Origin of the sequence: Tellurirhabdus bombi, from assembly GCF_021484805.1 — a bacterium.
Classification (GTDB): Bacteria; Bacteroidota; Bacteroidia; order Cytophagales; family Spirosomataceae; genus Tellurirhabdus; species Tellurirhabdus bombi.
On sequence record NZ_CP090557.1, the window covers coordinates 1,115,091 to 1,141,237 of the forward strand.

General features: G+C 49.6%; 17 protein-coding genes. 10 read left to right on the plus strand and 7 right to left on the minus strand.

Annotated features, from left to right (window positions below; translation table 11 throughout):
- The first annotated feature begins 13 nt into the window (after positions 1–13).
- The 3 genes from L0Y31_RS04760 (at position 14) to L0Y31_RS04770 (ending at position 4,321) form a co-directional block, all read left to right on the plus strand.
- Positions 14–2,557 (plus strand): PspC domain-containing protein, encoded by a 2,544-nt coding sequence (locus L0Y31_RS04760; protein ID WP_234735990.1) that lies wholly within the window; start codon positions 14–16, stop codon positions 2,555–2,557.
- Positions 2,558–2,621: 64 nt separating this feature from the next.
- A complete protein-coding gene (locus L0Y31_RS04765) occupies positions 2,622–3,368 on the plus strand; it encodes a head GIN domain-containing protein (RefSeq protein ID WP_234735991.1) in 747 nt (248 codons plus the stop codon).
- A gap of 128 nt (positions 3,369–3,496) precedes the next feature.
- Positions 3,497–4,321 (plus strand): outer membrane beta-barrel protein, encoded by an 825-nt coding sequence (locus tag L0Y31_RS04770; protein ID WP_234735992.1) that lies wholly within the window; start codon positions 3,497–3,499, stop codon positions 4,319–4,321.
- Between the two features lie 70 nt (positions 4,322–4,391).
- Here L0Y31_RS04770 and L0Y31_RS04775 read toward each other — a convergent pair whose 3' ends face one another.
- Positions 4,392–5,462 carry a mannose-1-phosphate guanylyltransferase gene (locus L0Y31_RS04775; protein ID WP_234735993.1) on the minus strand — a complete coding sequence of 357 codons (1,071 nt, stop codon included), beginning with the start codon at positions 5,460–5,462 and terminating at the stop codon, positions 4,392–4,394.
- Between the two features lie 339 nt (positions 5,463–5,801).
- Here L0Y31_RS04775 and L0Y31_RS04780 point away from each other — a divergent pair, with 339 nt between their 5' ends.
- Positions 5,802–8,816, plus strand: coding sequence for a carboxypeptidase-like regulatory domain-containing protein (locus L0Y31_RS04780; RefSeq protein ID WP_234735994.1), 3,015 nt, complete (start codon positions 5,802–5,804; stop codon positions 8,814–8,816).
- 58 nt (positions 8,817–8,874) lie between these two features.
- Here the strand turns inward: L0Y31_RS04780 and upp are convergent, their stop codons facing one another.
- Entirely contained in the window at positions 8,875–9,519 is a 645-nt protein-coding gene (gene upp, locus L0Y31_RS04785; RefSeq protein WP_234735995.1) for a uracil phosphoribosyltransferase, read from the minus strand.
- Positions 9,520–9,683: 164 nt separating this feature from the next.
- Here upp and L0Y31_RS04790 point away from each other — a divergent pair, with 164 nt between their 5' ends.
- Both L0Y31_RS04790 and lpcA read left to right on the plus strand, forming a co-directional pair.
- Positions 9,684–11,453 carry a hypothetical protein gene (locus tag L0Y31_RS04790; RefSeq protein ID WP_234735996.1) on the plus strand — a complete coding sequence of 590 codons (1,770 nt, stop codon included), beginning with the start codon at positions 9,684–9,686 and terminating at the stop codon, positions 11,451–11,453.
- A 101-nt stretch (positions 11,454–11,554) separates the two neighbouring features.
- Positions 11,555–12,142 carry a D-sedoheptulose 7-phosphate isomerase gene (gene lpcA / locus L0Y31_RS04795; RefSeq protein ID WP_234735997.1) on the plus strand — a complete coding sequence of 196 codons (588 nt, stop codon included), beginning with the start codon at positions 11,555–11,557 and terminating at the stop codon, positions 12,140–12,142.
- A gap of 152 nt (positions 12,143–12,294) precedes the next feature.
- Here lpcA and L0Y31_RS04800 read toward each other — a convergent pair whose 3' ends face one another.
- Positions 12,295–13,338 carry a class I SAM-dependent methyltransferase gene (locus L0Y31_RS04800; protein ID WP_234735998.1) on the minus strand — a complete coding sequence of 348 codons (1,044 nt, stop codon included), beginning with the start codon at positions 13,336–13,338 and terminating at the stop codon, positions 12,295–12,297.
- A 161-nt stretch (positions 13,339–13,499) separates the two neighbouring features.
- Between L0Y31_RS04800 and L0Y31_RS04805 the strand changes: the two genes are divergently transcribed.
- The gene (locus tag L0Y31_RS04805; protein ID WP_234735999.1) at positions 13,500–14,168 is read left to right on the plus strand and encodes a class I SAM-dependent methyltransferase; all 669 of its coding nucleotides are present in this window, start codon (positions 13,500–13,502) and stop codon (positions 14,166–14,168) included.
- Positions 14,169–14,225: 57 nt separating this feature from the next.
- Here the strand turns inward: L0Y31_RS04805 and L0Y31_RS04810 are convergent, their stop codons facing one another.
- The 3 genes from L0Y31_RS04810 to L0Y31_RS04820 all read right to left on the minus strand — a co-directional run bounded on the left by L0Y31_RS04810 (position 14,226) and on the right by L0Y31_RS04820 (position 18,421).
- Positions 14,226–15,104 carry a c-type cytochrome gene (locus tag L0Y31_RS04810; protein ID WP_234736000.1) on the minus strand — a complete coding sequence of 293 codons (879 nt, stop codon included), beginning with the start codon at positions 15,102–15,104 and terminating at the stop codon, positions 14,226–14,228.
- A 192-nt stretch (positions 15,105–15,296) separates the two neighbouring features.
- Entirely contained in the window at positions 15,297–16,838 is a 1,542-nt protein-coding gene (locus tag L0Y31_RS04815; protein ID WP_234736001.1) for a YifB family Mg chelatase-like AAA ATPase, read from the minus strand.
- A 107-nt stretch (positions 16,839–16,945) separates the two neighbouring features.
- Entirely contained in the window at positions 16,946–18,421 is a 1,476-nt protein-coding gene (locus L0Y31_RS04820) for a M20/M25/M40 family metallo-hydrolase (protein WP_234736002.1), read from the minus strand.
- 266 nt (positions 18,422–18,687) lie between these two features.
- Between L0Y31_RS04820 and L0Y31_RS04825 the strand changes: the two genes are divergently transcribed.
- Complete coding sequence (locus L0Y31_RS04825) at positions 18,688–20,760, plus strand: S9 family peptidase (protein WP_234736003.1); 2,073 nt, start codon at positions 18,688–18,690, stop codon at positions 20,758–20,760.
- Positions 20,761–20,804: 44 nt separating this feature from the next.
- Here L0Y31_RS04825 and L0Y31_RS04830 read toward each other — a convergent pair whose 3' ends face one another.
- Positions 20,805–22,994 carry a bifunctional alpha,alpha-trehalose-phosphate synthase (UDP-forming)/trehalose-phosphatase gene (locus tag L0Y31_RS04830; protein WP_234736004.1) on the minus strand — a complete coding sequence of 730 codons (2,190 nt, stop codon included), beginning with the start codon at positions 22,992–22,994 and terminating at the stop codon, positions 20,805–20,807.
- 88 nt (positions 22,995–23,082) lie between these two features.
- Here L0Y31_RS04830 and treF point away from each other — a divergent pair, with 88 nt between their 5' ends.
- A complete protein-coding gene (gene treF, locus L0Y31_RS04835) occupies positions 23,083–24,612 on the plus strand; it encodes an alpha,alpha-trehalase TreF (RefSeq protein ID WP_234736005.1) in 1,530 nt (509 codons plus the stop codon).
- Positions 24,613–24,657: 45 nt separating this feature from the next.
- On the plus strand, positions 24,658–26,145 hold the full coding sequence (locus L0Y31_RS04840; protein WP_234736006.1) for a xylulokinase: 1,488 nt from the start codon (positions 24,658–24,660) through the stop codon (positions 26,143–26,145).
- The last annotated feature ends 2 nt before the right edge of the window (positions 26,146–26,147 follow it).

Here is a 26,147-nt window from a genome sequence, read left to right on the forward strand (position 1 = left end):
CCGTTCAACAGTCATGAAAAAGACCATCAGTATTAATATAAGCGGCGTCATCTTCCACATTGAGGAAGACGGCTACGACAAGCTAAAAGGTTATCTGGCGTCCATTCAGCAGTATTTTTCGACCTACGAAGATAGTCAGGAAATCATCACCGACATTGAGAACCGAATCGCCGAAAAGCTCCACAACAAGCTGAAAGGTGAAGAAAAACTAGGCACTCCACGCCAGGCCGTTACCCTTGACGATGTCAACGAATTGATTCGCTCGATGGGTACCGTGGCCGACTTCGTGGCGGTGGAAGAAGAAGAAATTCTGGTTGGTGCCAGCCAACGCCCCGAAAGCAAAACAACCAGTTCTGAAGCGCCTCCCCAAAGCCAGCCTGGATACGGTAGTCAGCAAGTGCCACCCCGCAGTACTACAGCAGGCCGGGGCCCTCGCCGCCTTTACCGCGATTTGCGCCGGAAAGTGATTGCCGGGGTAGCTTCTGGAATCGCCAATTATTTTAACATCGACCCGGTTTGGGTGCGGCTAGCCTTTCTGACGCTGGTCCTGGCCTTGCCGCCCTTTGCGGGAGCCAGCAACAGCGGTGAAGAGTTTTTCGCCGGTTTGTCCGGTTTCACTACCATCCTGTATATCGCCATGTGGATTGCTTTTCCGGGCTCCACGACTTTGGAAGAAGATAAAAGTGTAAAAAAGTTTTATCGCAATCCCGATGATAAGGTGCTGGGTGGTGTTTCTTCCGGCATTGCGGCTTATTTCGGCATCGACTCCGGTCTGGTTCGCTTGTTGTTTGTGCTAGCCATTTTCGCGTTCGGTACGGGTTTTCTGGCCTACATCATCCTTTGGATTATCTCTCCCGAAGCCAAAACGATGACCGAAAAAATGGAGATGAAAGGCCAGCCCATTACGCTGGAGAACATTGAACACAACGTCAAACGCAGCCTGAACATTGACGAAAATGAAGGCAACGAAAATGCTTTAACTAAAGTGCTTCTGTTTCCTTTTCGGGTGATATCAGCCGTTTTTAGTGGCCTGGGCCGCGCGCTGGGCCCATTGGCCTGGGGAATTGGCACGGTTGTCCGCGTTCTGGTTGGGGTGATGCTGCTTTTTGTTGGCGGTGCCATTATGATCGGGGCACTGACTATTCTCGGCACGGGGTTAGGCATGCAAGGTTTAGGCATTGAAACCGGCAATTTTCCACTGGAACTGATCCAGCAGGAGCTATCGGTACCCATGATTCTGGCCGCCTTTGTCGCCATCTTCATTCCGGGTCTGGCACTGGCAATTCTGGGTATCACGCTGATTTCGCAAAGAACACTGGTTTCTTCGCGGGTTAATCTGACCTTGCTAAGCATCTGGTTCCTGAGTTTAATTGGCATTGCGGCTACGATTCCGCCCATTGTCAGCGATTTTCGCCGGACGGGAGTTGTGGAAGAAGCGGTTGTCGCTACGCCTACTGGAACACCTACCTTTACAATCAATGACCTGGATGATACGTCTTTCCGACCTTCAATTGAACTGGAAGCGTATAACGGTACAACCTGGCAGGTGGTAAAACGGCTCCAGGCGCAAGGCTCTTCCCGTAGGGATGCCCAGGCTAATGCCAAAGCCGCAATCTATAACTTTGCTGTTCAGGATTCGACCATTCGCTTTGATAATGAGTACGAAATCAAGCCCGGCGCTAAATTTCGGGGCCAGGAAGTAAACATCACGGTGCTGATTCCTTACGAAAAACCATTCCGAATGAGCGAGTCGTTTGCCCGGTATATCCGAAATGAATTTGGCTCGCGCGAAATAGACCAGATGGATAACAGCCTCTGGAAATTTACCAAACAGGATGGGCTGGTGCGCGCTGACGGAACGCGTGATTTAGACCGCAATGATGATGATGATTTTGATATGGACGACGCCGTTAGTCAGGCATTGCGCGAAGAATTTGGGCATGATTTCGACCAGAAGGGAGATTACAACCGCCAGTTTGATGTCCCTAATTTTGATAAACTCGACATTGGGGGTGCCTTTATCGTGCGCGTTCGGCAGGGAGATACCGTTCGGGTCGTAGCGGATGGACGCGAGAGCGAAATCAACGATTTGCGGGTGCGCGTCGAAGGTGGTGAACTCCACGTTGACTTTCGCAAGAGCGGCCTGTTTCAGTGGCGCGATCGTAAACGAATCGGCATTACGGTTACCATGCCAACCGTAAAATCAGCTCAATTCTCTGGTGCAACCAAAGCCAGCATTACCGGCTTCGAGAACCTGGAAGCGCTGGATGTAGACATGAGTGGTGCCTGCCGTTCGCTCATCGACGTGAAAGTGAATCGGTTAAAAGTAAATCTGTCGGGGGCTTCCAAAGCTACTTTACAGGGTCGCGCCAACAATTTAAGTGCTGATCTGTCGGGCGCTTGCAAACTTGACGCCACCGCCAGCCGCGTTGGACGGGCAAACGTAGAGGCATCCGGCGCCAGTAAAGCTGACTTTGGCGAAGTAACTGATCTGAACGCTAATACCAGCGGTGCCAGCAAGGTTAATGGCAATTCATCACGGAATGACATTCAATAATCAAAGGGCGTGCAACCTTCAGTCTATTTCATACATCTTTACGTCAACGCAATCACACAAACTCATGAAAACGCTTTTGACCATTCAACGCTTCTTAGTTTTCTGCCTGGCTGCTCTGACAACGATGGCTTTTACAGCCTGCCCTGCCAATAAAGGCACCCGAATGAGCATTTTACAGGAAGAAACCCGCACGTTTTCCCTCAGCAATTTTGACCGTCTGGATTTAGGCAGCGCCTTTGTCATTACTGTTACACAAGGCAGCAATTATAAAATCACGGCTTCGGGTCGGCAAAGTGACCTGGAGGACCTGGATGCCAGCATCGGTAACAACAAAACATTGCGTATTCGTTACAAGAACAACTCGTTCGGAAACAACCGACACGAACGCGTTACGCTCACCATTACGATGCCTAATCTGTCCGGTGTCTCATTTTCGGGGGCTTCCAAATCGACGGTAACGGGCTTTCGGAACATGGGTGACTTCACCGCTGATATTTCCGGGGCTTCTTCGTCTACGATTGATGTGGATGCCTCTCAAGTGTCAATCGACATTTCTGGTGCGTCAAACGCTACGCTGAAAGGCAAAGCCAAAACCTTGAATGGAGAAGTGTCTGGCGCAGCCTCTCTGAAAGCGTTTGATCTTAAACTGGAAAGCGCCACGGTGGAAGCATCCGGAGCGAGTAAAGCGCAGGTTTTTGCGACCAGCCGTTTACAAGCCGATGCCAGTGGTGCCAGCAGCGTTAACTACAAAGGTTCACCTTCTGTCCAGTCACATACATCCGGTGCTAGTTCCGTTAGATCGGCTAACTAATTTATACTTACCCATTGAAGTCATCCTCTGGAATGGAGGATGACTTTTTTTGTGGCAAAATTGTAGATGCAAACCCAAAAAGTTACCTTGCTCATCTATTGCTAAACTAAGTAGCCTTTCTCTCTTCGATGAATCATTGGGTTGTCAACGCCTTAGGCGGGGTAGCGTTCTCGCTTTTATCAGTAACCGCTACGCATGCTCAATCCGAAAAATTTCAACATGAGCGGCTTTCGGTTTCGGCAGGACTAGGCGTGGCGGGCTACGGGGGCGATTTATCCAGCAGCATGACACCGGGACAGATTATGTTGGGGCCTTCCGCCAGCGTCGGGGCCTATTACCAACTTTTGCCTCATTTGGCTGCGCGTACAGAAGCCCGTTTTTACCAAATTCGGGGTGATCAGGCTAAAACCGCGAATTACCAAAACAATCTTTCTTTTCGTTCGCGTAATCCAGATTTCTACCTCGGACTGGAAGTGAGCCTTTTCCCTCCGGCTGCCAAACCCAACTGGAATGTAGGCCTTTATCTGGGCGCTGGATTCACGTACCTGATTACTAAAGCCCAGTATGCCGAAAGCTGGCTAACCCTCCCCCCTTACCAGACAGAAGGCGTTGCTTATTCCCGAACACCAGTCGTTTTGCCGGCTGGATTGGTGATTTCTCACCAACTCAATAAGCGATACCTCCTCCAACTCGACATCAGTATGGGTTATCTTTTGAGTGATTATTTAGACGATGTCAGCACGGTCTATCCCAATCCGGATGCGCTGTCTTCTGACGTTGCCCGGGCACTTTCCGACCGTCGGCCCGAATTAGGTTTACCTCCCAACCAGGCGGGAAACCAGCGCGGAAATCCATCCAACAAGGATACGTACATTATCGCTCAGATTAAGCTGAAACGCACATTTACCCTCGTACGCAGCTTCTATCGGCGTAGCCTCCGTTGCCCCAACTGATCCGTTGGAAATAAAAAACCGCAGCGTAGCCAAATTGACAACACTGCGGCGCTGAAAGGGAATGAAGCTGCTACACGAATTGCGTACCATGCTCTTTGGCATCGGCCACAAATTCTTTTACTTTTTGCTCTTCTTCCTTGCGGCAAATCAATAACACATTATCAAATTCAGCCACAATAAACCCATCCAACCCATTAATAACCACCAGCTTATCTTTTGGCGTTTTAATAATTGAATTCGTAGTATTATAAAGTATCAGCTTGCCATCCGTTGAATTTGAGTTGGCATCTTTTTCGGAAACTTCATACAAAGACTTCCAGGTACCCAGATCTGACCAGCCAAAATCGCTTAGGACAACATGTACATTATTGGCTTTTTCCATGATTCCATTATCGATGGAAATGCTTTTACACTGCGAATAAGCCTTATTAATGAACGGCTGTTCCTGCTCCGTGTAGTAGTAGGGCGTTCCCTCAGCAAAAATCTCCGCGGTTTCGGGAAGATAGGTATCAAACGCTTTGTTGATGGATTTTACGTTCCAGACGAAGATGCCCGCGTTCCAGACAAACTCGCCACTATCCAGAAATTGCTGCGCCAATTCCAGATGCGGTTTTTCCGTGAACGTCTTCACTTTTTTCACGCTCCCTTCCGACTCCGTCAGGTATTGAATATACCCGTATCCAGTATCGGGCCGGCTTGGTTGAATACCTAGAGTCACTAGAATGTCGTGCGAATCCGTTGCCTGCAAAGCCGTCCGAATCGTGCTTCTAAACTCTTCTTCCTTTAGAATGATGTGATCGGCGGGAGCCACAACGATGTTTGCATTTGGGTCGCGGGCGGCAATTTTATAGGTAGCATAGGCAATGCACGGGGCCGTATTGCGCCGGACGGGTTCCAGCAAAATCTGGTCGTCGTCAAGAAACGGAAGCTGTTCTTTAACGAGATCCTTGTATTCTTCACTCGTTACAATATAGATTGCACTTTTATCACAAATGCCTTCAAAACGATCAGCGGTTTGTTGCAGAAGCGTTCTCCCCGTACCTAGAACGTCGTGAAATTGCTTCGGATTATTTGTACGGCTGAAGGGCCAGAACCTCGTCCCGACACCACCCGCCATGATTACTACGTATGTTTGACTCATCTCTAATAAATAATAGAATTACGCTTTTCTATAACGATTTTCATTATTGGTCACGTTGACTGCACAATCTACAAGTATTGGCTCTAAATGCCCGAAAAAGTTAGCTTTTATTATTCAACAGACTATGAGGTTGAGCCTAGAATCAAATCCCTTAGGAACCAGATTTTTTAATAGTAAGATCTAGCCTGAAATGCCTATAAACTTTCCCAGAAAAACTTGTAAATATTAACCCTTATTCACTACTTGAAGCCAAAATGAATGTTCATACTAAAAACACATGGCATTACCATGATTAAACCTTTTACTAACAATACATTAGCGTTAATTATATGTCTGTTAATGAGTACAGTTGCACTCGCACAGACTAAGATTGCGGGGAAAATCGTCGATGACCAATCCGGAACGGGGCTGGCGGGTGTCAGCTTGGCCGTTAAGGGACGACAGATTGGTACCATTACGGACAACAAAGGCGCTTTTTCATTGTCTATGTCAGCAGCTCCGCCCGTAACGATTGTTGTGTCTATGGTAGGTTATCAGACGCAGGAAATGGTACTTACCACCACTACCGATTTGGTCATCAAACTGAGCGAACAGGCCATCTTGGGTCAGGAGGTCGTTGTATCAGCGTCGCGGGTGGAAGAGTCCGTAATGAAATCGCCGGTGGCCGTCGAGAAAATGGACATTCGTACCATCCAGAACTCACCAGCGCCTAACTTTTTCGATGCCTTAGCCAACCTCAAAGGGGTCGATATGGCGACGCAGGGAGTTTTGTTCAAATCCGTCAACATGCGCGGCTTCGGCTCGACCGGTAACCCCCGCACTGTGCAGATGATCGACGGCATGGACAACTCCGCGCCCGGTCTGAACTTCCCGATTGACAACATTGTCGGGATGCCCGAACAGGATGTGGAAAGCGTTGAATTACTGCCCGGCGCGGCCTCAGCGCTATATGGCCCTAATGCCATCAACGGTTTGATTTTGATGACGAGCAAAAATCCATTCCGTTATCAGGGTCTTAGCGCTAACGTCAAAACGGGCATCATGAGTGCTAACAACCGCGACCAGACCAATACGGGATTTTATGACGCCTCCATTCGCTATGCCAAGGCCTTCAACGATAAATTGGCCTTTAAAGTGAACTTCTCCTACATCCAGGCCAAAGACTGGCAGGCAACCAATTACGACAACCTGAACCTGGGCGGCAATCCTGGCCCTGGTCGAGGAACCGGTGTCAATCTCAACTACGACGGGACCAATATCTACGGCGACGAAGCCCAGGCTAATATTCGCTCAGTGGGCCAGGCGCTCATCACTGGCGGACAGCTCCCTGCCGCTGCCTTAGCGCTTTTCCCCGACCGTAACATTAGCCGCACAGGGTATATTGAGCAGAGTCTGGTTGATTATAATACCAGAAGCTTCAAATTTAACGGGGCCGTTCACTACCGGCTGTCCGAAAAGGTAGAAGCCATCGCCCAGGTTAATTATGGTTTTGGTACAACGGTTTACACGGGCGCGAGCCGATACTCGCTCCGGGATTTCGCCTTGACTCAGGCTAAACTCGAACTCCGCGGTGACAATTTTACGCTCCGTGCCTACACTACTCAGGAGCGCTCGGGTAAGTCCTACGCGGCTGGTTTAGTTGGTGTTGCCATGAACGAGGCTTGGAAGCCTAGCACAACTTGGTTTGGGCAATACGCTGGAGCGTTTGCGCAGGCTCGGGGAGCTGGCCAATCTGAAGATGCAGCGCACCAAACGGCACGGGGCGTAGCGGATCAGGGCCGTCCTCTGCCCGGAACGGAAGCCTTTACTTCTCTGCTGGATCGAGTTCGGGATACTCCAATCAGCCAGGGCGGTGGGGGTTTCTCGGACAAGTCCAATATGTACCATGTTGAAGGACTTTACAATTTCAAAGAGCAGATCAAGTTTGCGGATTTCCTGATTGGTGCCAACTACCGGATGTACGAACTACGGTCAAACGGAACGCTTTTTGCTGACCAGGCCGAAGGACGCAACGGGCGGATCGGCATCAACGAGTACGGTGCGTTTGCTCAGGTTAGCAAGACGCTCCTGGATGATCACCTCAAACTGACAGGTTCAATTCGGTACGATAAAAACCAGAACTTTAAAGGGCAGTTTACGCCGCGTATCTCCGCCGTGACGACGTTTGGCGACCATAACATTCGCCTCTCTTACCAAACTGGTTTCCGCATTCCGACGACGCAGAACCAATACATTGATCTGCAAACACCAGCGGCCCGTTTAGTAGGTGGTTTACCTGAATTCGTTACACGGTACAATCTGACCAATTCGTACTCAAGACCAGTTGTTGCGGCTTTTGGAGCCGCTGTTCTGCAAGCTGCTGCTAATCCTACAACAATATCCCAAGCAGAAGCATTGATCACTCAGCAGGTTACCCAACAGGTCACAGCAGCGGTTACAGCACAGGTTACGGCACAGGTCAACGCAGCGGTGGCGGCTGGACAGATTCCGGCTGCTGGGGCAACAACTGCCATTCAAAATGGTGTAAACAGCGTATTACCAGGAGCTATTCAGGCACAGCTACCTGGAGCTATCCAAGCTAATAGATCTGCTATTGCGCAGGCTCTAGCCATCAACGCCAATTTGGGTTCGTTGCAGACTTACCAGCCGAAAGAATTTAAGCCAGAACGCGTGGCGAACTATGAAATTGGATATCGGGGTCTATTCGGCAAAAAGCTCTTTATAGATGCTTATTATTATTACAGCGTCTATACTGACTTTATCGGTAGTGTAGTTTTACTGCAACCTACCGCCTCTGTAGCACCAGGGCAGCTTCCTGTATCAACAGGGGTTTTGAGTGGTAGCACGCGTACAGCGTTTTCATTTCCGGCTAACAGCAGCGAACGGATTACAGCTTCGGGCTGGGCGGTTGGTGTCGACTACCAACTCCCGAAAGGCTTCCTGATTGGTGGTAATATTTCGAACAACACGCTGAACAATTTCACGCCATCTGCGGAGGTACAGTACTCCAGCTTCAATACACCGAAATACCGCTGGAACCTATCGGTAGGAAATCGCAACATCGGCGGTTCTAAAATTGGCTTTAATGTCAGCTTCAAACACCAGGACAGCTTTGTTTGGGAAAGCTCGGTGAACCAACCAACCGACACCAGCATACCGCTGTTCCAAAATACCCAAGTTCCGGCCATCAGCAACCTGGATGCACAGGTTAGCTACAAAGTATCCCGCCTGAAATCCATTGTTAAATTGGGCGGTACCAACCTGGGCGGAAAACTATATTACCAAGCTTACGGAAGCGCTTACGTAGGCTCCGTTTACTACGTTTCGCTAACGTTTGACGAGTTGTTGAACTAAGCAACTGGTATTTTTAAGAACCACGGGCTCAGCGTTTATCGATGCTGAGCCCATTTTTTTATAACTTTTCTCCAAAGGCCAGATCGCCAGCGTCGCCTAATCCGGGTATAATGTAAAAATGCTCGTCCAGGCGGTCGTCTACAGCCCCCAGCCAGAGATGACACTGCGGCATTTGTTCCTGCACGTAACGGATACCTTCCGGGGAAGCCAGCACCGCCGCGATGTGCGTTTGCGCCGGAATGCCATACCGCAACAGGGCGTGGTACACTTTCTCCAGCGAGCGACCCGTGGCCAGCATAGGGTCCATCAGAATAACCGTTTTACCGCTCAGATCCGGACTAGCCATGTAATCCATCGCTACCTCAAAACCTTCGTCGTGCGTATGATACCCCCGGTAGGCACCCACAAACGCATTTTCCGCTTGATCAAAAAAGTTTAGAAATCCCTGATGAAAAGGCAAACTTGCCCGCAGAACGGTGGCTAGTACGGGCGGTTTGATTAGTAACTGGGTCGTCGATACACCCAATGGCGTCTGGACCCGGCTTACCTGATAAGGCAGGGTTTTCGAAATTTCGTAAGCCATTAGCTCACCCAAACGTTCTAAATTCCGGCGAAAACGCAGCCGATCTTTCTGAACAGATGTATCGCGTAGTTCGGCAATAAAGTGATTGGCAACGGAAGGCTGTTGGGTAAATACAAACATGCGGGCTCGTTTAGATTAGCTTGTTCTGGAATTCCAGAACACCAATAGTTTGGTTTTTCACGGTAATTTAAGGGAGACCTGCGGGATAATCCAAACGGAATAGTTATTTTTCGGACACTATCTATTAGCTTGCTGCCATATGACTGGCTGATGTTTCCCACCATATGAAATTTATCTACTGTCTGTTTATTCTTGCTCTGGGTGCTGTGTCTGTAACCACATACGCACAAAGCCCCACAGCTCCCTTAAATGCTGATTACTACCACCTTGTTGACCGACTTGAGATTAAGCAGGGGCGTTGGGCAACAGGTTTTCATAGCTCTATAAAGCCTTATAATCGTCACCAGATTATTCAGTTAACGGATAGCATTCTGGAGAATCCGTCGCTTTCTTTGTCGCGGGCCGACCGTTTTAATTTACAATATCTCCGCGACGATAGCTGGGAATGGGTTCAACCCGTATCCTTAAATGATTCAATCTCGGCGGCTAAAGCCCGTCTATCGGAACTCGGCTCCGATTATTCGCCCAGAGGCGACAGCAAACGTCCCTTGTTTAATGTATTCTTCGAGAAAAAGAGCGACGTCTACAGTGCCGAAACGCCCGATTTTGACATCCACGTTAGCCCCGCCGTTGATTTCAATTATAGCTTCGAAACAACGAGAAACCGTTCTGAAATCGACAATTCGACCATCAAACAAAATCCTTACATCAATTCCAGAGGGCTTGAAATTCGCGGCAGCATTCGGAAACGGCTGGGTTTTTACACCTATTTCTCGGATAATCAGGCGGCTTACCCCGTTAACATTCAGGCTTATCAGGCGGCTTATGCCGTGGGCAGAACGCTGGTTCCCAACGAAGGTTTTGCGAAGCCTTATAAAAATGGAGTCGATTTTTTGTCCGCACGGGGTTACATTACATTCAATGCGCTGAAAATTATCAACTTACAGTTTGGCCACGATCGCAATTTCTTTGGCAACGGCTTCCGCTCCCTCTTTTTGTCCGATAACAGCGCGCCGTACCTATTCATGAAGTTCACGACCAAGCTGGGGCGTTTTCAGTATACCAACCTGTTCACCGAACTACAGAATACACAGGTTCCAACCAGCCAAGATCAGATATTTCCCAAGAAATACACCACCATTCACCACCTGAGCGTCAACATTGGCGATCATGTTAACGTGGGCATTTTTGAATCGGAAGTTTACAGCCGCGATCGCCTCGAACTCAATTACCTGAATCCGATTATTCTCTACCGCTTCGTAGAATCCTACCAGGGAAGTGCCGACAATGCCATGCTGGGGATCGACTTCAAAGCGAATTTCCTGCGGCGTTTTCTGGTATACGGCCAGTTCATGCTCGATGAATTCTTGATCAAGGATTTAACCGCCGGCCAAGGTTCCTGGACCAATAAATTTGCCCTTCAGACAGGCTTAAAATACATCGACGCGTTCGGAGTTCCCAATCTCGACCTTCAGGGTGAAATGAACCTGGCTCGGCCCTACACCTATTCGCACTTTTCCGGGCAAACCAATTACGTGCATTACAACCAGCCTTTGGCCCACCCGCTGGGTGCCAATTTTATCGAGGGACTGGCCATCGTGAAATACCAACCTCGTAACCGCTGGATGCTCACGGGCATTTTTGGCCTGATGCGCTATGGTGCCGACGCTGGTATTCGCAATTACGGCGGGAATCTGCTTTTGCCGTATGATTCGCGGGTAAGTGACCTGGGTAACCACATCGGCCAGGGGCGCGAAACGCTTGTTTCGTACGGTGATTTGCGTCTCTCGTTCATGCTGAAGCATAATCTTTTTGTTGACCTCCGCCAGATGCTCCGCATGAGCGACAGCCAGTTAAGTCGCCTCACCTACAATACGTCCCTGACTTCGTTTTCGATTCGCTGGAATATGCCTTACCGGACACTCGTACTTTGATGGAGCGTTGGTGCTAAAAGCTTACCTTTGGTCGAAATTTGACGAACACACCGTCAGCTTTTAGCCGTTTTGGCGGTTGCATTTAAAATTTCCAAACACTAATGCTTGAACATACCATTCGCCAGGAACTGACCGAAGCCCGGTCGGTGCTGGAAGATTTTCTGAGTGACGATAAAAATATCGCTGACATTGAACTGGCCGCCCGCCTCATGGCCGAAGCCTTGCAGAGTGGCCGAAAAATTATTTCCTGCGGCAACGGCGGCTCCCACTGCGACGCCATGCATTTTGCAGAAGAGCTTTCCGGTCGTTACCGCCAAGATCGGCGTTCACTGGCAGCCATTGCCATTTCGGATGTGAGCCACCTTTCGTGCGTTAGCAACGATTACGGCTACGAATTTGTCTTTTCCCGCTTCCTGGAAGGCCTCGGCAACGAAGGCGATGTGCTACTAGGTCTTAGCACCAGTGGCAATTCCGCCAATATCATTCGGGCGGTGGAGGCGGCTCGCCAAAAAGGCATGAAAGTTATCTTATTAACGGGTAAGGATGGCGGTAAAATGGCGGGCACTGCCGATGTTGAAGTACGTGTTCCCCACTTCGGTTTTGCCGACCGGATTCAGGAAGTTCACATCAAGGTGATTCACCTGTTTATTTTGCTGATTGAGAAATTAGTAATTACCGAGACGCATTAATGAAAGTGGGCGGAGGCTAACGCCCACGCCCATTTTTGTTGCCTTACCCCTGCGTTTTCTAGGTTCACAAGAGGCTTACTTTTCAGAGTAGATTAAGAAAACCGATGCGAAAAATTACAACTTAGTAAACTGACTCACAAGTCTATCGCTGTTTATTTTTTTGCGATAACCATGGCTCGTCCCGGAATACTCAGGTAATTTTTCACTTTATACGGTTTTAGTCCTGCGCTCTGATACCAACTATAAATTTCGGTGATATTCCAATTGCCCGCTGCGCTGGTTAAACCATAGTATAAATCGGTGCTACTGCCAACTAATTCGGGCTTATTGCCGGTTTCTGGCCGGATAAATTCGTTGATAATGAAAACGCCGCCGGGCCGCAATGCTTTGGCTACTTTTTGGGTAACCAGGCGATTTTGTTCATCCGTGAAATGGTGCGCCAGACTCGACATTAGCACAATATCGTACGTTTCTTCGCCAAAATCATCCGTGAGTGCGTTGCCCGCCTGGTGCCGAACCCGCCCCCCCATGTCTAATTTTGCCAGCAAAGGAGCCGACTGCTCGATGGCCTGGGGAAGGTCCAGAATAGTGGATTGCAAGTCGGGCATCCGTCTGCACAAAGCCACCGAATGCTGCCCGTGCGCGCCCCCAATATCCAGCATTTTCGTTGCCTTCTTAGGGACATAGGCACGGCGACCAAACTCCCTCGCCTCCGTACTGGTAGCAGCCAGCATGGCGCGTTGGTAATACCCCCACTGCTCGGTAGTCAGATTGTCGTGGTACTGAATGCCTTCACCCGTGCGCAGATACGTTCCCAGGTGGTTCATCCAGTCCCACATAACCCGGTTATTGAAAATCATCATCCCATAAACCGAGTCTGAATTGGCTTTGGTCATCCATTTACGGGCCATAGCCGTCGGCTTGAATTTCCCGCCCTTAAAGGTAAAATAGCCCAGCGCTGTCAAGAGACCCAATAATTCCCGAACGGCTTTCGGATTTAGCTGGCAAGTTGTAGCAATTGCCTCTGCCGTATCTGACCCTTTTTCGACCGCCTCAAAAACACCGGCATCTGCTGCCTCCAATACCGCTTTAGAAACAACCGGAAATATTTGTGCGTGCAGCAGTGGCAAGGGAACCATATTTGTTTTCAGGGCGATCCACTCCAGGGGATTTTCGGGCGAGACAATAAGCTGCATGCAGGATTGAATAGAGAGTTAGTTTGTTACTGCTAAACGCCACAATTAAGTAGATGTTCACGATAAGGCCCCGCAGATGACATTTATAATGACGGATTTGGCAAGTTTCGGCTATTTTCCCTATTTACATCTTATTGTTCCGACGAAAAACAAACCCAGTTATGACTAACAAAGAATGGAATGAAACCGAGTTAAAAGAGTTGGCAAGTCAATTGAGCTGCCCTTCGGGCGAGAATGGCATCAAGGTCGGGGCGCAGATGGAAAAGTCGAACAGCAACATGACCAGATCGACTATTGATTCCATGAACCTGACCGGTGGCGAGCGCGTTCTGGAAATTGGTCCCGGCAACGCCAGCCATTTGAGTTACCTTTTTGACCAAGCGAGTAACTTAACCTATCAAGGCGCTGATATTTCCGAAACCATGATTGGGGAAGCGCAGAAGAGCAATGCGGCTTTAATGGCGAAAAATAACATTGCGTTTACTCTCTCTAACGGTCGTGATCTTCCTTTTGAAAGGGAGACGTTCCATAAAATTTTTACGGTAAATACGCTTTATTTCTGGCCTGATCCGGCGCAATACGCCACGGAATTTTTTCGCGTTCTGAAGCAAGGTGGCCACTTCCACCTCGCCTTTGCCCAGAAAGATTTTATGCAGAAATTACCTTTTACGCAATACGGATTTCAACTATATGACGCTCAAAAAGCAGAAACTCTACTAGTTGAGGCGGGCTTTTCTATTAAGGAGGTGCTCTACAAAACCGAAGAAGTGATGAGCAATGCACAAACAGCGGTTAAGCGTGATTTTGTCATTGTAGTCGCTTCTAAATGATTAATTTTCAGAGCCTAGCGTTTTAGCGGGACTGTATCTGTACCGCCACGTTCTGTGTTACTTCACGGATTGCAGGTACTGATAAAGCGAAATCAGTTCTTTGTCCTTGTACTGTGCCGTCATTTTCCACGGCATATCGTCATTACTGATCTGGTGGCCGCCTGGCGTCTTGCCCGTGCGAAGTACCGTCATAAACTGATCCTGCGTCCATTTGCCCACATTTCCGGTACTGGTAATGTCTGGCACTGGTGGCAAGCCCGGTGCCAGTGGTTCACCGCCCTTGAGTGCGGCCCGGTGGCAACCCACGCAGGAGACGGACAAATATTTACCTTGCGCAACACCTACTGTTGTATCCGCCTTAGCAATCATAGGCAGGTTATGATCAATCTTCTCTACGGCCAGGAGCGGCATTTTATCCAGGTAAGTCATTACCTTCACGATGGGGCCAAGTTCATTGGTTGGTAAGCTGCTGTTGACCGGTGAAGCCTGCTGGCAATAGGCAATAACCGCCGTCAAGTCTTCTTCGGATAGCAGCGTTGTTTCATGGGAAGGCATGAAGAGCAATGGTTTACCTTCCCGGTTCACTCCGTGGCGAAGTGCTTTTATCCAATCAGCAGTGCTGTAATCGCTTGGCAAACCGCCCTGCCCTTTGGTTAGGTTAGAAGCAACGAGCCGCCCAAGACCGGCATCGTCCATCATTAGTTTCCCACCTAAATCTTTACCGTGGCACTCAATACAGCCTTTAATGACAACCAGGTGTTCGCCTCGGCTCAGGCTAGTGCTATCCGTAGGAATGGCTAGGGATTGAACGGCGAAATCATATTTCTTTTCGGTGCGCTGGCCAATATTCCAGGAAATAAATAAATAACCAGCCAAAAGAAGGACAATGATAGCCAGTAGACTACCACCGATCCATTTGAGAATCTTGCGTATCATTCTGATTTGTTGTTTAGTGCGATGCTAAAAGCCTGAACTCGCAGCGTTTTATAGCACAAAAATCAACAAACCCGCGCAACTGCACTTTCGCAAAAAGGATAAAAACCTACGCAAAACGGATTTTTTACGAATGATCTTAAACGAGTCGCTCAACCGTTTCGAAAGCGAACGTTTTATGAAGAGGCTATGCCTTTAGCCAGCCCAGTTTTCGCGGTCCAGGCTCCGGTATTGAATGGCTTCGGCCAGGTGTTCAATCCGAATTTCTTCGCTATCGGCAAGATCAGCAATCGTTCGTGATACTTTTAAAATTCGGTCGAAGGCCCGCGCCGAAAGACCTAGCCGCTCCATCGCTTTTTTCAGCAGCATCCGCCCCGGTTCCGAAATGACGCACAACTCTTTGACCATCTGTGAGGGCATCATGGCGTTGGAATAAATACCGTCGTAATCGTCGAAGCGTTTCGTCTGAATTTCCCGCGCCCGAATGACCCGCGCCCGAATATCGGCGCTGCTTTCCGCCGGTCGGTTCGCGGTCATCTGATCGAAAGAAACCGGCGTTACTTCAACGTGCAGATCAATCCGGTCCAGCAAGGGACCGCTGATCTTAGCCAGATAGCGCTGGACAACCCCTGGACCACACACGCATTCTTTTTCAGGATGGTTGTAATAACCACAGGGACAAGGGTTCATGCTGGCAATGAGCATAAAATTTGCTGGAAACTCAACGGCCCATTTTGCCCGGGAGATACTGACCTTGCGATCCTCCAGCGGCTGCCGCATCACTTCCAGCGCGGAGCGTTTGAACTCCGGCAATTCGTCGAGAAACAAGACCCCGTTGTGTGCCAGCGAGATTTCACCCGGCTGTGGAAAGCTACCTCCACCCACTAAAGCGGCGTCGGAAATAGTGTGGTGAGGAGCCCGGTAAGGACGCGTTGCGATCAAATTGGCCCGACTGCCCAGCTTGCCCGCTACCGAATGAATTTTAGTGGTTTCCAGCGCCTCCTGCATGGTTAGCGGGGGAAGAATGGACGGAAGCCGCTTCGCCAGCATGGTTTTTCCCGCCCCCGGAGGACCAATCATAATGACGTTGTGACCACCAGCGGCGGCAATTTCCATCGCCCGCTTGATGTTCTCTTGCCCCTGCACGTGCGAGAAATCCGCGTCGTAGGCATTCTGGTAGTGCAGAAATAAATCCCGGGTATCACTCACCAAGGGTTCAATCTTCTTCGACCCTTCAAAAAAGCCAATGGCATCCATCAGGTTCTCGACTCCAATGATGTCCAGATTGTTGACAATGGCCGCTTCGTGTGCATTTTCAACGGGCAAAATAAATCCTTTGTACCCCCGTTTCCGCGCTTCAATGGCAATGGGTAAAACGCCTTTGATGGGACGAAGTTGCCCATCCAGCGAGAGTTCGCCCATAATCACATATTCTTCCAGCTTATTTTCAAACGTTGTTTGTTCAGAAGCCTGTAGAATGCACAAGGCAATGGGCAAATCGTAGGCGGAACCTTCTTTCCGGATGTCAGCCGGAGCCAAATTGACCACCACTTTTTGGCGAGGCATTTTATATCCGAAATACTTCAGCGACGACTCGACCCGGTGCTCACTTTCTTTTACGGCACTATCGGGCAAACCAACCAGGTAAAAACCCATGCCCTGCCCAACGGCTATTTCAATTGTTATGTTTGTCGCATTGACGCCATAAACGGCGCTGCCGTAGGTTTTCGCCAGCATTAATTTTCTAATTAAGTAAGAGTTTACTGTATTAGACGAACAACGTTTCAAAAAGAAACCCCGGAAAGTAACCGGGGCACAAATACTTTCCTGAAAAGTAGGCTACCTTATTCTTTCCAGCGCCATTCGTTCGCGATTTGCAAAGGCGTTCGCAATCCCTGGGTAATGAGGTAGTCCCTGGTTTTATTATCGTCCAGCCGACGCGTTGGAATATCCTCGGCTTCGGCCATGGCATAAAGCACCATTGCCGAGTAACGAACCGTGTTTTTCAGCTGGTCTTTGTTAACCAGATTCATTTTATCGCAATCAGCGTGGTAACAATTTAAGACGTCCGGTGACAGGTGACCGTTCATGCCAACGACGGGAACCCCTTCGATCATAAAAGGCTGGTGGTCGCTGTGCAGCCCCGCCTGGTTCGACATATTGTTGGCAAAAGCGGGCTCTACTTTCTGGATGGCTTCCCCGATGGTGTTAAAAAAAGACACCATCTCGTTTCGGCCAAAAGCGTTGATTCCCGTCGGATCGTTGGTCATGTCGAGGTTCATCATGTACCGAATTTTATCCAGTTCGCCGGACTTTTTCAGCTCTTCGGTCATGCTTTTCGAACCCAGTAAGCCTTGCTCTTCCCCCATGAACATCACAAATTCAACCGTGCGTTTTGGCTTCAGTTTCAAAGCTTTGAAAGTTCGGGCAATGTCTAGTACGGTGAATGAACCGATGCCGTTATCGATGGCACCCGTAGCCAGATCCCAGGAGTCGAGGTGGCCCCCTACTACTATTTTTTCGTCGGGATATTTAGAGCCTTTCAACGTAGCCACCACGTTTCGGGCTTTAATTTTTTTGCTAAAGTTAGTCATGTCGACCAGCGCGTGCAGGTTCCGTTCTTCCTTCATCCAGCGCCGGATTTCCTGCCCACTTTCGAGGGAAATACAAACCGACGGAATCGGAATAAGCTTGCCCGTTACGGAGGCCGTTCCCGTCAGCAGAACTTTTCCCGGCACCTGGTTAACCATAATCACGCCAACGGCTCCGTGCTGAATAGCCAATGCTGTTTTCTCGGAGCGGTGCAAATTCCGGGCGCCTTTCAGCGGAGCCGCCAAGCCAATGTTGACCAAAGCAACCTTGCCTTTCAGCTTTCCTTTGAGTTCGGCAAAATCGCCTTCCAGACCATTCCCGACATCAATAATTTCGCCCTGAATATGCGCATCGACCGGTGAGTGGGCCAGCGCCACGACTGGCACATCGCGGAAATTGTCGCTTTTATTGGGCACCACAGCAAGCGTTACCGTATCCCGCATCCAGGATTCAACTTCAAACGATTGGTAGCGTACATCCGAGAAACCATACTGTTTGAGTAAGTTAAACGCATATTCTTCCGCGCGGCCTCCGTTGGGGCTGCCCGTCAGGCGGTGGCCGATTCGTTGCGACGCATCCGCAAGCGTTTCATAAGCGCGGCTATTCTTTTGAACCTCCTGGTTGATGAGGGTAAAAACTTTGTCCAGCGCTGGACGTTGCAAATCAAAAGCGCTTAAGAATCCGGAGCTACCGGCAACAAGAAGAAAAATGTAAACTTTTTTTCTCATGGAGAGACTACTACAAACCTTCTCAAAGTAACAAAAAAGCCCTTGATTGACCACATGATACGCCTTAAAAATCTTTATTCAAACCGATTATTTGTCTGAACGGTAGACGCCCGATTTCAGGCACTCGTTGCGATTGTTTTTTTCAGTAAGTTGCCCGCCTGAATGGCATTTACAAGCCAGGAAGTACACGAATTTATCTATTGTATACTTAATGAACCGATAAAAGTAACGTTTGTTAAGAAAGCAATACACGACCACCTTAGTCTATGTCACATATTCAATCCGCTGAGACGCCCCCAAAAGCCGCCGTTAAGGAACACGAATTAAGCATTCACGGCCATACCCGAACTGATAATTATTACTGGCTCAATGATCGCGAAGACCCCGAAGTAATCCGCTACCTGGAAGCCGAAAACGCCTATACGGAACAAATACTCGCACCGGTTAAAACGCTGCGTGAACAGTTGTTCGAGGAGTTGAAGGGGCGCATCAAGCAACAGGACGAATCCGTGCCTTTTAAGGACGGCAATTATTTTTATTACACCCGTTTTATTGAAGGCGGCGAATACCCGGTTCACTGTCGCAAGCATGGGTCGCTGGAAGCTCCGGAAGAAGTTATTTTTGATTGTAACGAATTAGCCAAAGGCCACGATTACTACGATCTGGGCGGTTACGAAATTTCGGACAGTGAAGATTTGGCTATTTTCTGCGAAGACACGGTTAGCCGGCGCATGTATACCCTGCGCGTGAAGAACCTCAAAACGGGTGAACTTTATGCGGAAGCCATTCCAGACGTAGAAGCCGGTAGTTTTGCCTGGGCAACGGATAACCAAACCTTGTTTTACCTTCGAAAAGATCCGCAGACTTTACTGGGTTTTCAGGTCTACCGCCACGTTTTGGGAACCGATACCAGCCAGGACGTTCTGGTCTATGAAGAAGCTGACAATCAGTTTTACATGGGCTTATACCGGATGAAGTCAAAAAAATACGTGGCCGTTGTGTCGGATCAAAACGGAGTCGCTACGGAATACCAGCTTCTGGAAGCCGATAACCCCACCGGTGCTTTCCAAACGTTTCTGCCCCGCCAGAAAGGACACGAGTACGATTTACTGCATTTTGGCACTAAATTTTACATTCGCACCAACTGGGAAGCCGAAAATTTTCGGCTCATGGAAGTTGCCGAAGGTCAGCAAAGTGACCGCGCAAACTGGCAGGAAGTGATTGCCCACCGCCCGGACGTTTATTTCCAGCAGATGGATATTTTCACCCACCATCTGGTGCTTGGTGAGCGTAAAGAAGGGCTGGTTGCCCTGCGCATCATCGACCAGCGCAGCCAGGAAGACCATTACCTTGATTTCGGCGAACCGGCTTATGTGGCGGCCATTGCCTACAATCCCGATTTCAACACAACGGTTTTGCGCTTTAGTTACGCGTCGTTAACCACCCCCGGCTCAGTCTATGACTACGACATGGATAGCCGCGAGAAAACGCTGCTGAAACAACAGGAAGTGTTGGGAGGATTCGACAAAGCGAATTATGTAGCCGAGCGTATTTACGCAACCGCCCGCGATGGCGTGAAGGTACCCGTTTCGCTGGTTTACCACAAAGACACCCCAAAAGATGGAACCGCCCCCCTGCTTCAGTATGCCTACGGTTCGTACGGATATTCCATGGAGCCCAGTTTCGGGTCAACGCGTCTGAGTTTGCTCGACCGGGGGTTTATCTATGCCATTGCCCACATCCGGGGTGGCCAGGAGATGGGTCGGCGCTGGTATGAAGACGGAAAATTGCTTCAGAAGAAAAACACGTTTACCGATTTTGTTGATGTTTCGGAAGCCTTAATTGAGCAGAAATATACCTCGGCAGACCGGCTTTTTGCGATGGGAGGCAGTGCGGGAGGCTTGCTTATGGGCGCTGTTGTCAACTTACGCCCGGACCTTTACAAGGGTATCGTAGCCGCTGTTCCTTTTGTGGACGTGGTGACAACCATGCTCGATGAGAGTATTCCGCTCACGACCGGCGAATTTGAGGAATGGGGTAATCCGAAAATAAAGGAATATTACGATTATATGCTCTCGTATTCGCCCTACGACAATGTGGAGGCAAAAGCCTACCCGAACATGCTGATTACAACCGGCTTGCACGATTCGCAGGTTCAGTATTGGGAGCCTGCCAAATGGGTTGCCAAGCTGCGTACGCTCAAAACCGACGACAATCAACTACTGCTTCACACGAATATGGAGGCTGGCCACGGCGGTGCTTCCGGGCGTTTTGAAGCGTTGAAAGACGTAGCGATGGAATACGCTTTTATGCTGAACTTGTTGGGAATTACCGCCTAACTGTGCATTTCTGGCTTGGCAGAAGCCTGCCAAGCCAGAAAATTTTACCTCACCTGCGAAAAGTCTTTCAGCAACTCCAATACTTCATCTACACGGCTAAGCCTCAAACGGGCGCTCGTATTGCCCCGCCCTACCTTAATCGTAAATTCGTTTTCTTTGGTCAAGGCCGTAAACATGTCTTCGTCGGTGCGGTCGTCGCCAATGGAAAGCACAAAATCGTAGGGGTGAGCCAGCGACATCTGTTTAGCCACTTTGCCTTTGTCGGTTTCCGCACTTTTGATTTCTACTACCTTATTTCCGTCCAGAACCCGCAACTGATAGGGTAGCAAATGCTCCAGCGTATTGATTAATTCGCGGGAACGAGTGAAACCCGTATCTTCTTCCGAATTGCGGTAGTGCCACGCCAGCGAATTGTTTTTTTCTTCAACAAAAGATTCCGGGCAGCGGCTAACAAACTCAGCCAGAATAGGCTTGACAATTTCTTTCCAGGCACCGTCGTCCATTACATCCTGCCGCCAGCTACCTTCCCGCTTGATATATGACCCGTGCTCAGCCACCATCTCAATGGGTAAATGACCAAACCAGTCTTCCAGCGCCTCTTTGTTCCGTCCACTGATAATCACCACTTTATTTCCTCTCTGGTTGGCCAAATGTTCCAAAGTAGTGATTAATTCCTGGGAAGGCACCGCCCGCTCGGGTGTAGGTGCAAACCCAACCAGCGTTCCGTCGTAATCCAGCAGCAACAGTCTGGATTGAGCCGCCGTATACGCTTCGAGCAGCGCCGTGTATTCATCGTGACTTAGCCAGCGAGCCGACGTTTCCTGTTGCATCTGGTGCATGTTCAGCAGCGATTCGATAAAGCTGGTTGCCCATTTTTTTACGTCGTATTCCTGTAGCCGCCGTTGCATGCTCTCGATGCGCCGAGCCTGCTCATCCGGCTCCATTTCGAGAGCAATCTTGATCCGGTCTGCAATTTCGGCCTCGTCCAAGGGGTTGATCAGCAAGGCTTCGCCTAGTTCGGTGGCTGCACCCGTCATCTCGCTCAGGATCAATACGCCTCGCATGTCTTTACGGGACGCAATAAATTCTTTGGCTACCAGATTCATTCCGTCGCGAATGGGCGTAATGAGCGCAATATCACAGCCGGTATACAAAGCAATGAGCTGCTCAAACGACAGCGACGCATACTGGTAGATAATCGGTCGCCAGGTCAGCGTACCAAACTTTCCGTTAATCCGGCCTACTGCCTGTTCGATCAGTTGTTTCCGTTCGCCGTATTTCTGAATCTCTCCCCGCGATGGCACCACCACCAGAATAAACGACAACTTACTGATCCACTCGGGATTATGTTCAAAAAACCATTCTAACGCTTCCAGACGCTGCATGACCCCTTTGGTATAATCCAGGCGATCTACCGAGAAAATGATGCGCTCATCCTTATAGGCTTCTTTTAGTTTATTCCGCTCTTCCACCACGGCTTCCTGGTCGTAGGCATCGTGAAATAACTCATAGTTAATCCCAACCGGAAAAGTATCCGAACGAATGAGCCGATTCTGGTAGTTAATCTGCCACATTTTATGCTGCACCCCCAAACTAAGCTGCACCGACTGCAAAAAATGAATGTTGTAGTCGTTGGTATGAAATCCAACCAGATCGGCACCCAGCAAACCAATCAGTAGATAGTCTTTACATTTTTGGGGAAGGATTCGGATAAGCTCGTAAGAAGGAAACGGAATATGCAGAAAAAAACCGATGGTGGCCGTCGGAATACGCTCCCGAACCAGCTGCGGCAAAGCCATAAAATGATAATCGTGAATCCAGATTGTATCGTCTGGTTTGGCGATTTCCGCGATGGCTTCCGCTACGGCTTCGTTGGATTTCTGATACGCCGTAAAATACTCTTCGCGGTAATCAACGTATGTGGAAAAATAGTGAAACAGGGGCCACAATACTGAATTTGAAAAGCCATTATAAAAATCTGTATTTGTCTTTTTGTCCAGAAAAACGGGAATGTATTCAAAGTCATCATTGACCAGATGGTGGTATTTATCCCACGTCTTCCGGGAAAAGTCAGCACAACCAATCCAAACCGGCTTTTGATCTGACTCACTGAAATCTAGCGACTTAACAGCCGTAACTAATCCGCCGGAGGAAGCTTTTGCGCTTATCGTACCGTTTTCATTCTGAAACGAGAATGGCAGCCGATAAGAAATAATCATTAAACGGTTATTCATTCTTTGAGTAGTAGGTTACTTGTTTAACCCTAAAAACAATTAGAGTGTTAGTTGTCTTATAGAGTTACGTGTGATCACTGGTATTCTTATGTTAACAACGCAACAACACCCCATCTCGCCGGACCTGCTTTTTGGCGTCTTATTTCACGACGTTCAGATGCAGCATATATTTCAAGATAGTAAAACATTTGCAGACTGCATACCCAATGCGCCCGCGGAAGAGATTCTGAGTCGCTATGAAATTGAAAAATATCAGGCAGGTTTTCAGCTGGAAGAGTTTGTTAGAACCAACTTCCGGATACCTTCCAAAATCAGCACTGACTTCGTTAGCGACCAAACAATTCCCACTGCCGAGCACATTAACCGCATCTGGAGCAAGCTGACCCGCAGCGTCGAGCCGAACAGTTCGCTCCTGCCGGTGCCTTATCCTTACATTGTTCCGGGTGGGCGTTTCCGTGGTCTGTACTACTGGGACAGTTACTTTACCATGCTGGGCTTGCAGGTATCGGGTGAGAATGACCTGATTCGGGGAATGGTCGAAAATTTTGCCTACCTGATTGAAGCCTACGGCCATATTCCCAATGCCAACCGGAGCTATTTTTTGAGCCGTTCGCAGCCACCATTTTTCCCGCTCATGCTTCAGCTCCTGGCTGAAATCGATGGGCCGGGCGTCATGACTCGCTACCTGGCTCACATGCAGAAGGAATACACTTTCTGGATGGATGGCTATTACCGCCTCGATGATGTCGAGCCTTGTTTCCGGCGCGTGGCCCTAATTCCCGAAGATGCCCCCGAGGCAGGTGCCGTTCTGAACCGTTACTGGGATGACGTAGCCGCTCCGCGCCCCGAATCATACAGCGAAGATGTTGACCTGGCTCATAAAGCGTCTGCCGACTACGGAACGCCGCCCGAAACAATGTATCGGCATATCCGGGCCGCCTGCGAATCAGGCTGGGACTTTACAAGTCGCTGGCTATCCGACGGCCTGACCCTAGCTACCACCCAAACTACCGACATTATACCCGTCGACCTGAACTGTCTGATGTATGTGTTCGAAAAAATATTGTCGGATACCTATCGGCAAGCCGGCCAGGTTGAAGTGGCTGACATTTATAAAAAACGTGCCGACGAACGCGGGCGAGTAATTACCCGTTTGTTTTGGGATGAGGAAAAAGGCTTTTTCAAAGATTACAACCTGAAAACGCACAGCCTCACACCCATTCTGTCGCTGGCGGGTCTTTTCCCGCTGTATGTCGGTCTGGCCACGCCCGAGCAGGCATCCCGCGTTCACGATTTGGTGGTTAATGACTTCTTGCAGGCAGGCGGTGTTGTCACGGCCTTACACACAACAGGCCAGCAGTGGGACTCTCCCAACGGCTGGGCACCCCTTCAATGGGTTACCTATAAAGGCCTGAAAGACTACGGTTTCGACAACACGGCTTCGGTTATTCGGGCGCGCTGGCTCGCGCTGAACGACAAAGTTTTCTTCAATACCGGTAAGATGATGGAGAAATACAACGTGATGGACAACAACACCGAGGCTGGCGGCGGCGAGTACCCAAATCAGGATGGTTTCGGCTGGACTAACGGAATTTACTTGCGGCTATTGGCAGAATAGGTTTTCTTTGTTTGAAGTTCGGTTTTCAAACAGTAACCCTTATTCATGTACCTTCTAGGATTTGATCTTGGCAGCTCGTCCGTTAAAGCCTGCCTGTTAAACGTTGAAACCGGCACCGCGGTCGCTTCTGCTTTTTTTCCAGAGTCAGAAATGGCTATCGATGCCCCACAAGCGGGTTTTGCCGAACAGGCTCCTGACGCCTGGTGGAAAAACGCCTGTCTGGCCTCAAAAGCTGTTTTACAAAAAGCAGGTGTTCAACCGCAGGATGTAAAGGCGATTGGTATTTCGTACCAGATGCATGGGCTGGTGGTTGTCGATAAAGACTTAAACGTGCTGCGCCCAGCCATTATCTGGTGCGACAGCCGGGCGGTTTCCTACGGCGAAAAAGCGTTCCAGTCCATTGGTCCAGCAAAAAGCCTGAGTCATCTGCTGAACTCACCGGGTAACTTTACGGCGGCGAAACTGGCGTGGGTTAAGGCCAATGAGCCTTCGATTTATGCCAACATCGATAAAATCATGCTGCCCGGCGATTACCTGGCGGCTCGCATGACCGGCGAGGTGATTACTACGCCATCCGGTTTATCGGAAGGAATTTTCTGGGATTTTCTGGAAAATAAACCCGCCGAGTTTCTGCTGAGTTATTACGGCTTCGACCAGTCGCTGCTGCCAACCATTAAGCCTACGTTTGCCGAGCAGGGGCGCCTTAGCGCCCAGGCAGCTACAGAACTAGGTCTGGCGGAAGGCACGCCGGTTACCTACCGAGCGGGAGACCAGCCAAATAACGCCCTGTCTCTCAATGTCATGGACCCCGGTGAAATCGCCGCAACGGGCGGAACCTCCGGCGTTGTCTATGGCGTTAGCGAAAGCGCCCAGTACGATCCGCAATCACGGGTCAATACGTTTCTGCACGTTAACCACACGCCTGAAGCCCCGCGATACGGTGTCCTTTTGTGCATCAATGGAACCGGCATTCTGAATAGCTGGCTCCGAAACCAGGTTTTGCGTGGTTCCGTTGGCTACGCCGAAATGAACGACATTGCCATTCATGCCCCCGTTGGAGCTGATGGACTTTTGTGTCTGCCTTTCGGGAATGGTGCCGAACGCGTTTTGGAAAACCGCGATTTGGGCGCTTCGTTTCATGGCTTGCAGCTGACGCGTCATGGCTTGCCGCACTTGATCAGGGCAGCCCAGGAAGGAATTGTTTTTTCGTTTTATTACGGCATTCAGATCATGGAGCAGGTTGGTGTTGGCCTGAAAACAATTCGGGCCGGTGAAGCCAATATGTTCCTTAGCCCTCTTTTCCGCGATACGCTGGCGAACCTGACCGGCGCTGAAATTCAGCTTTATAACACCGACGGTGCTCAGGGTGCGGCGCGGGGCGCTGGTTTAGGGCTAGGGCTGTTCAAAAATCGCGAAGAAGCATTCAATGGTCTGAAAGTCGTTCGGACAATTGAGCCGGATATGCGGGCGCAGGAAGCTTACCGCGATGCTTATGGACGGTGGATCGAGGTACTCTCGCAAAAAACCGAATAGTC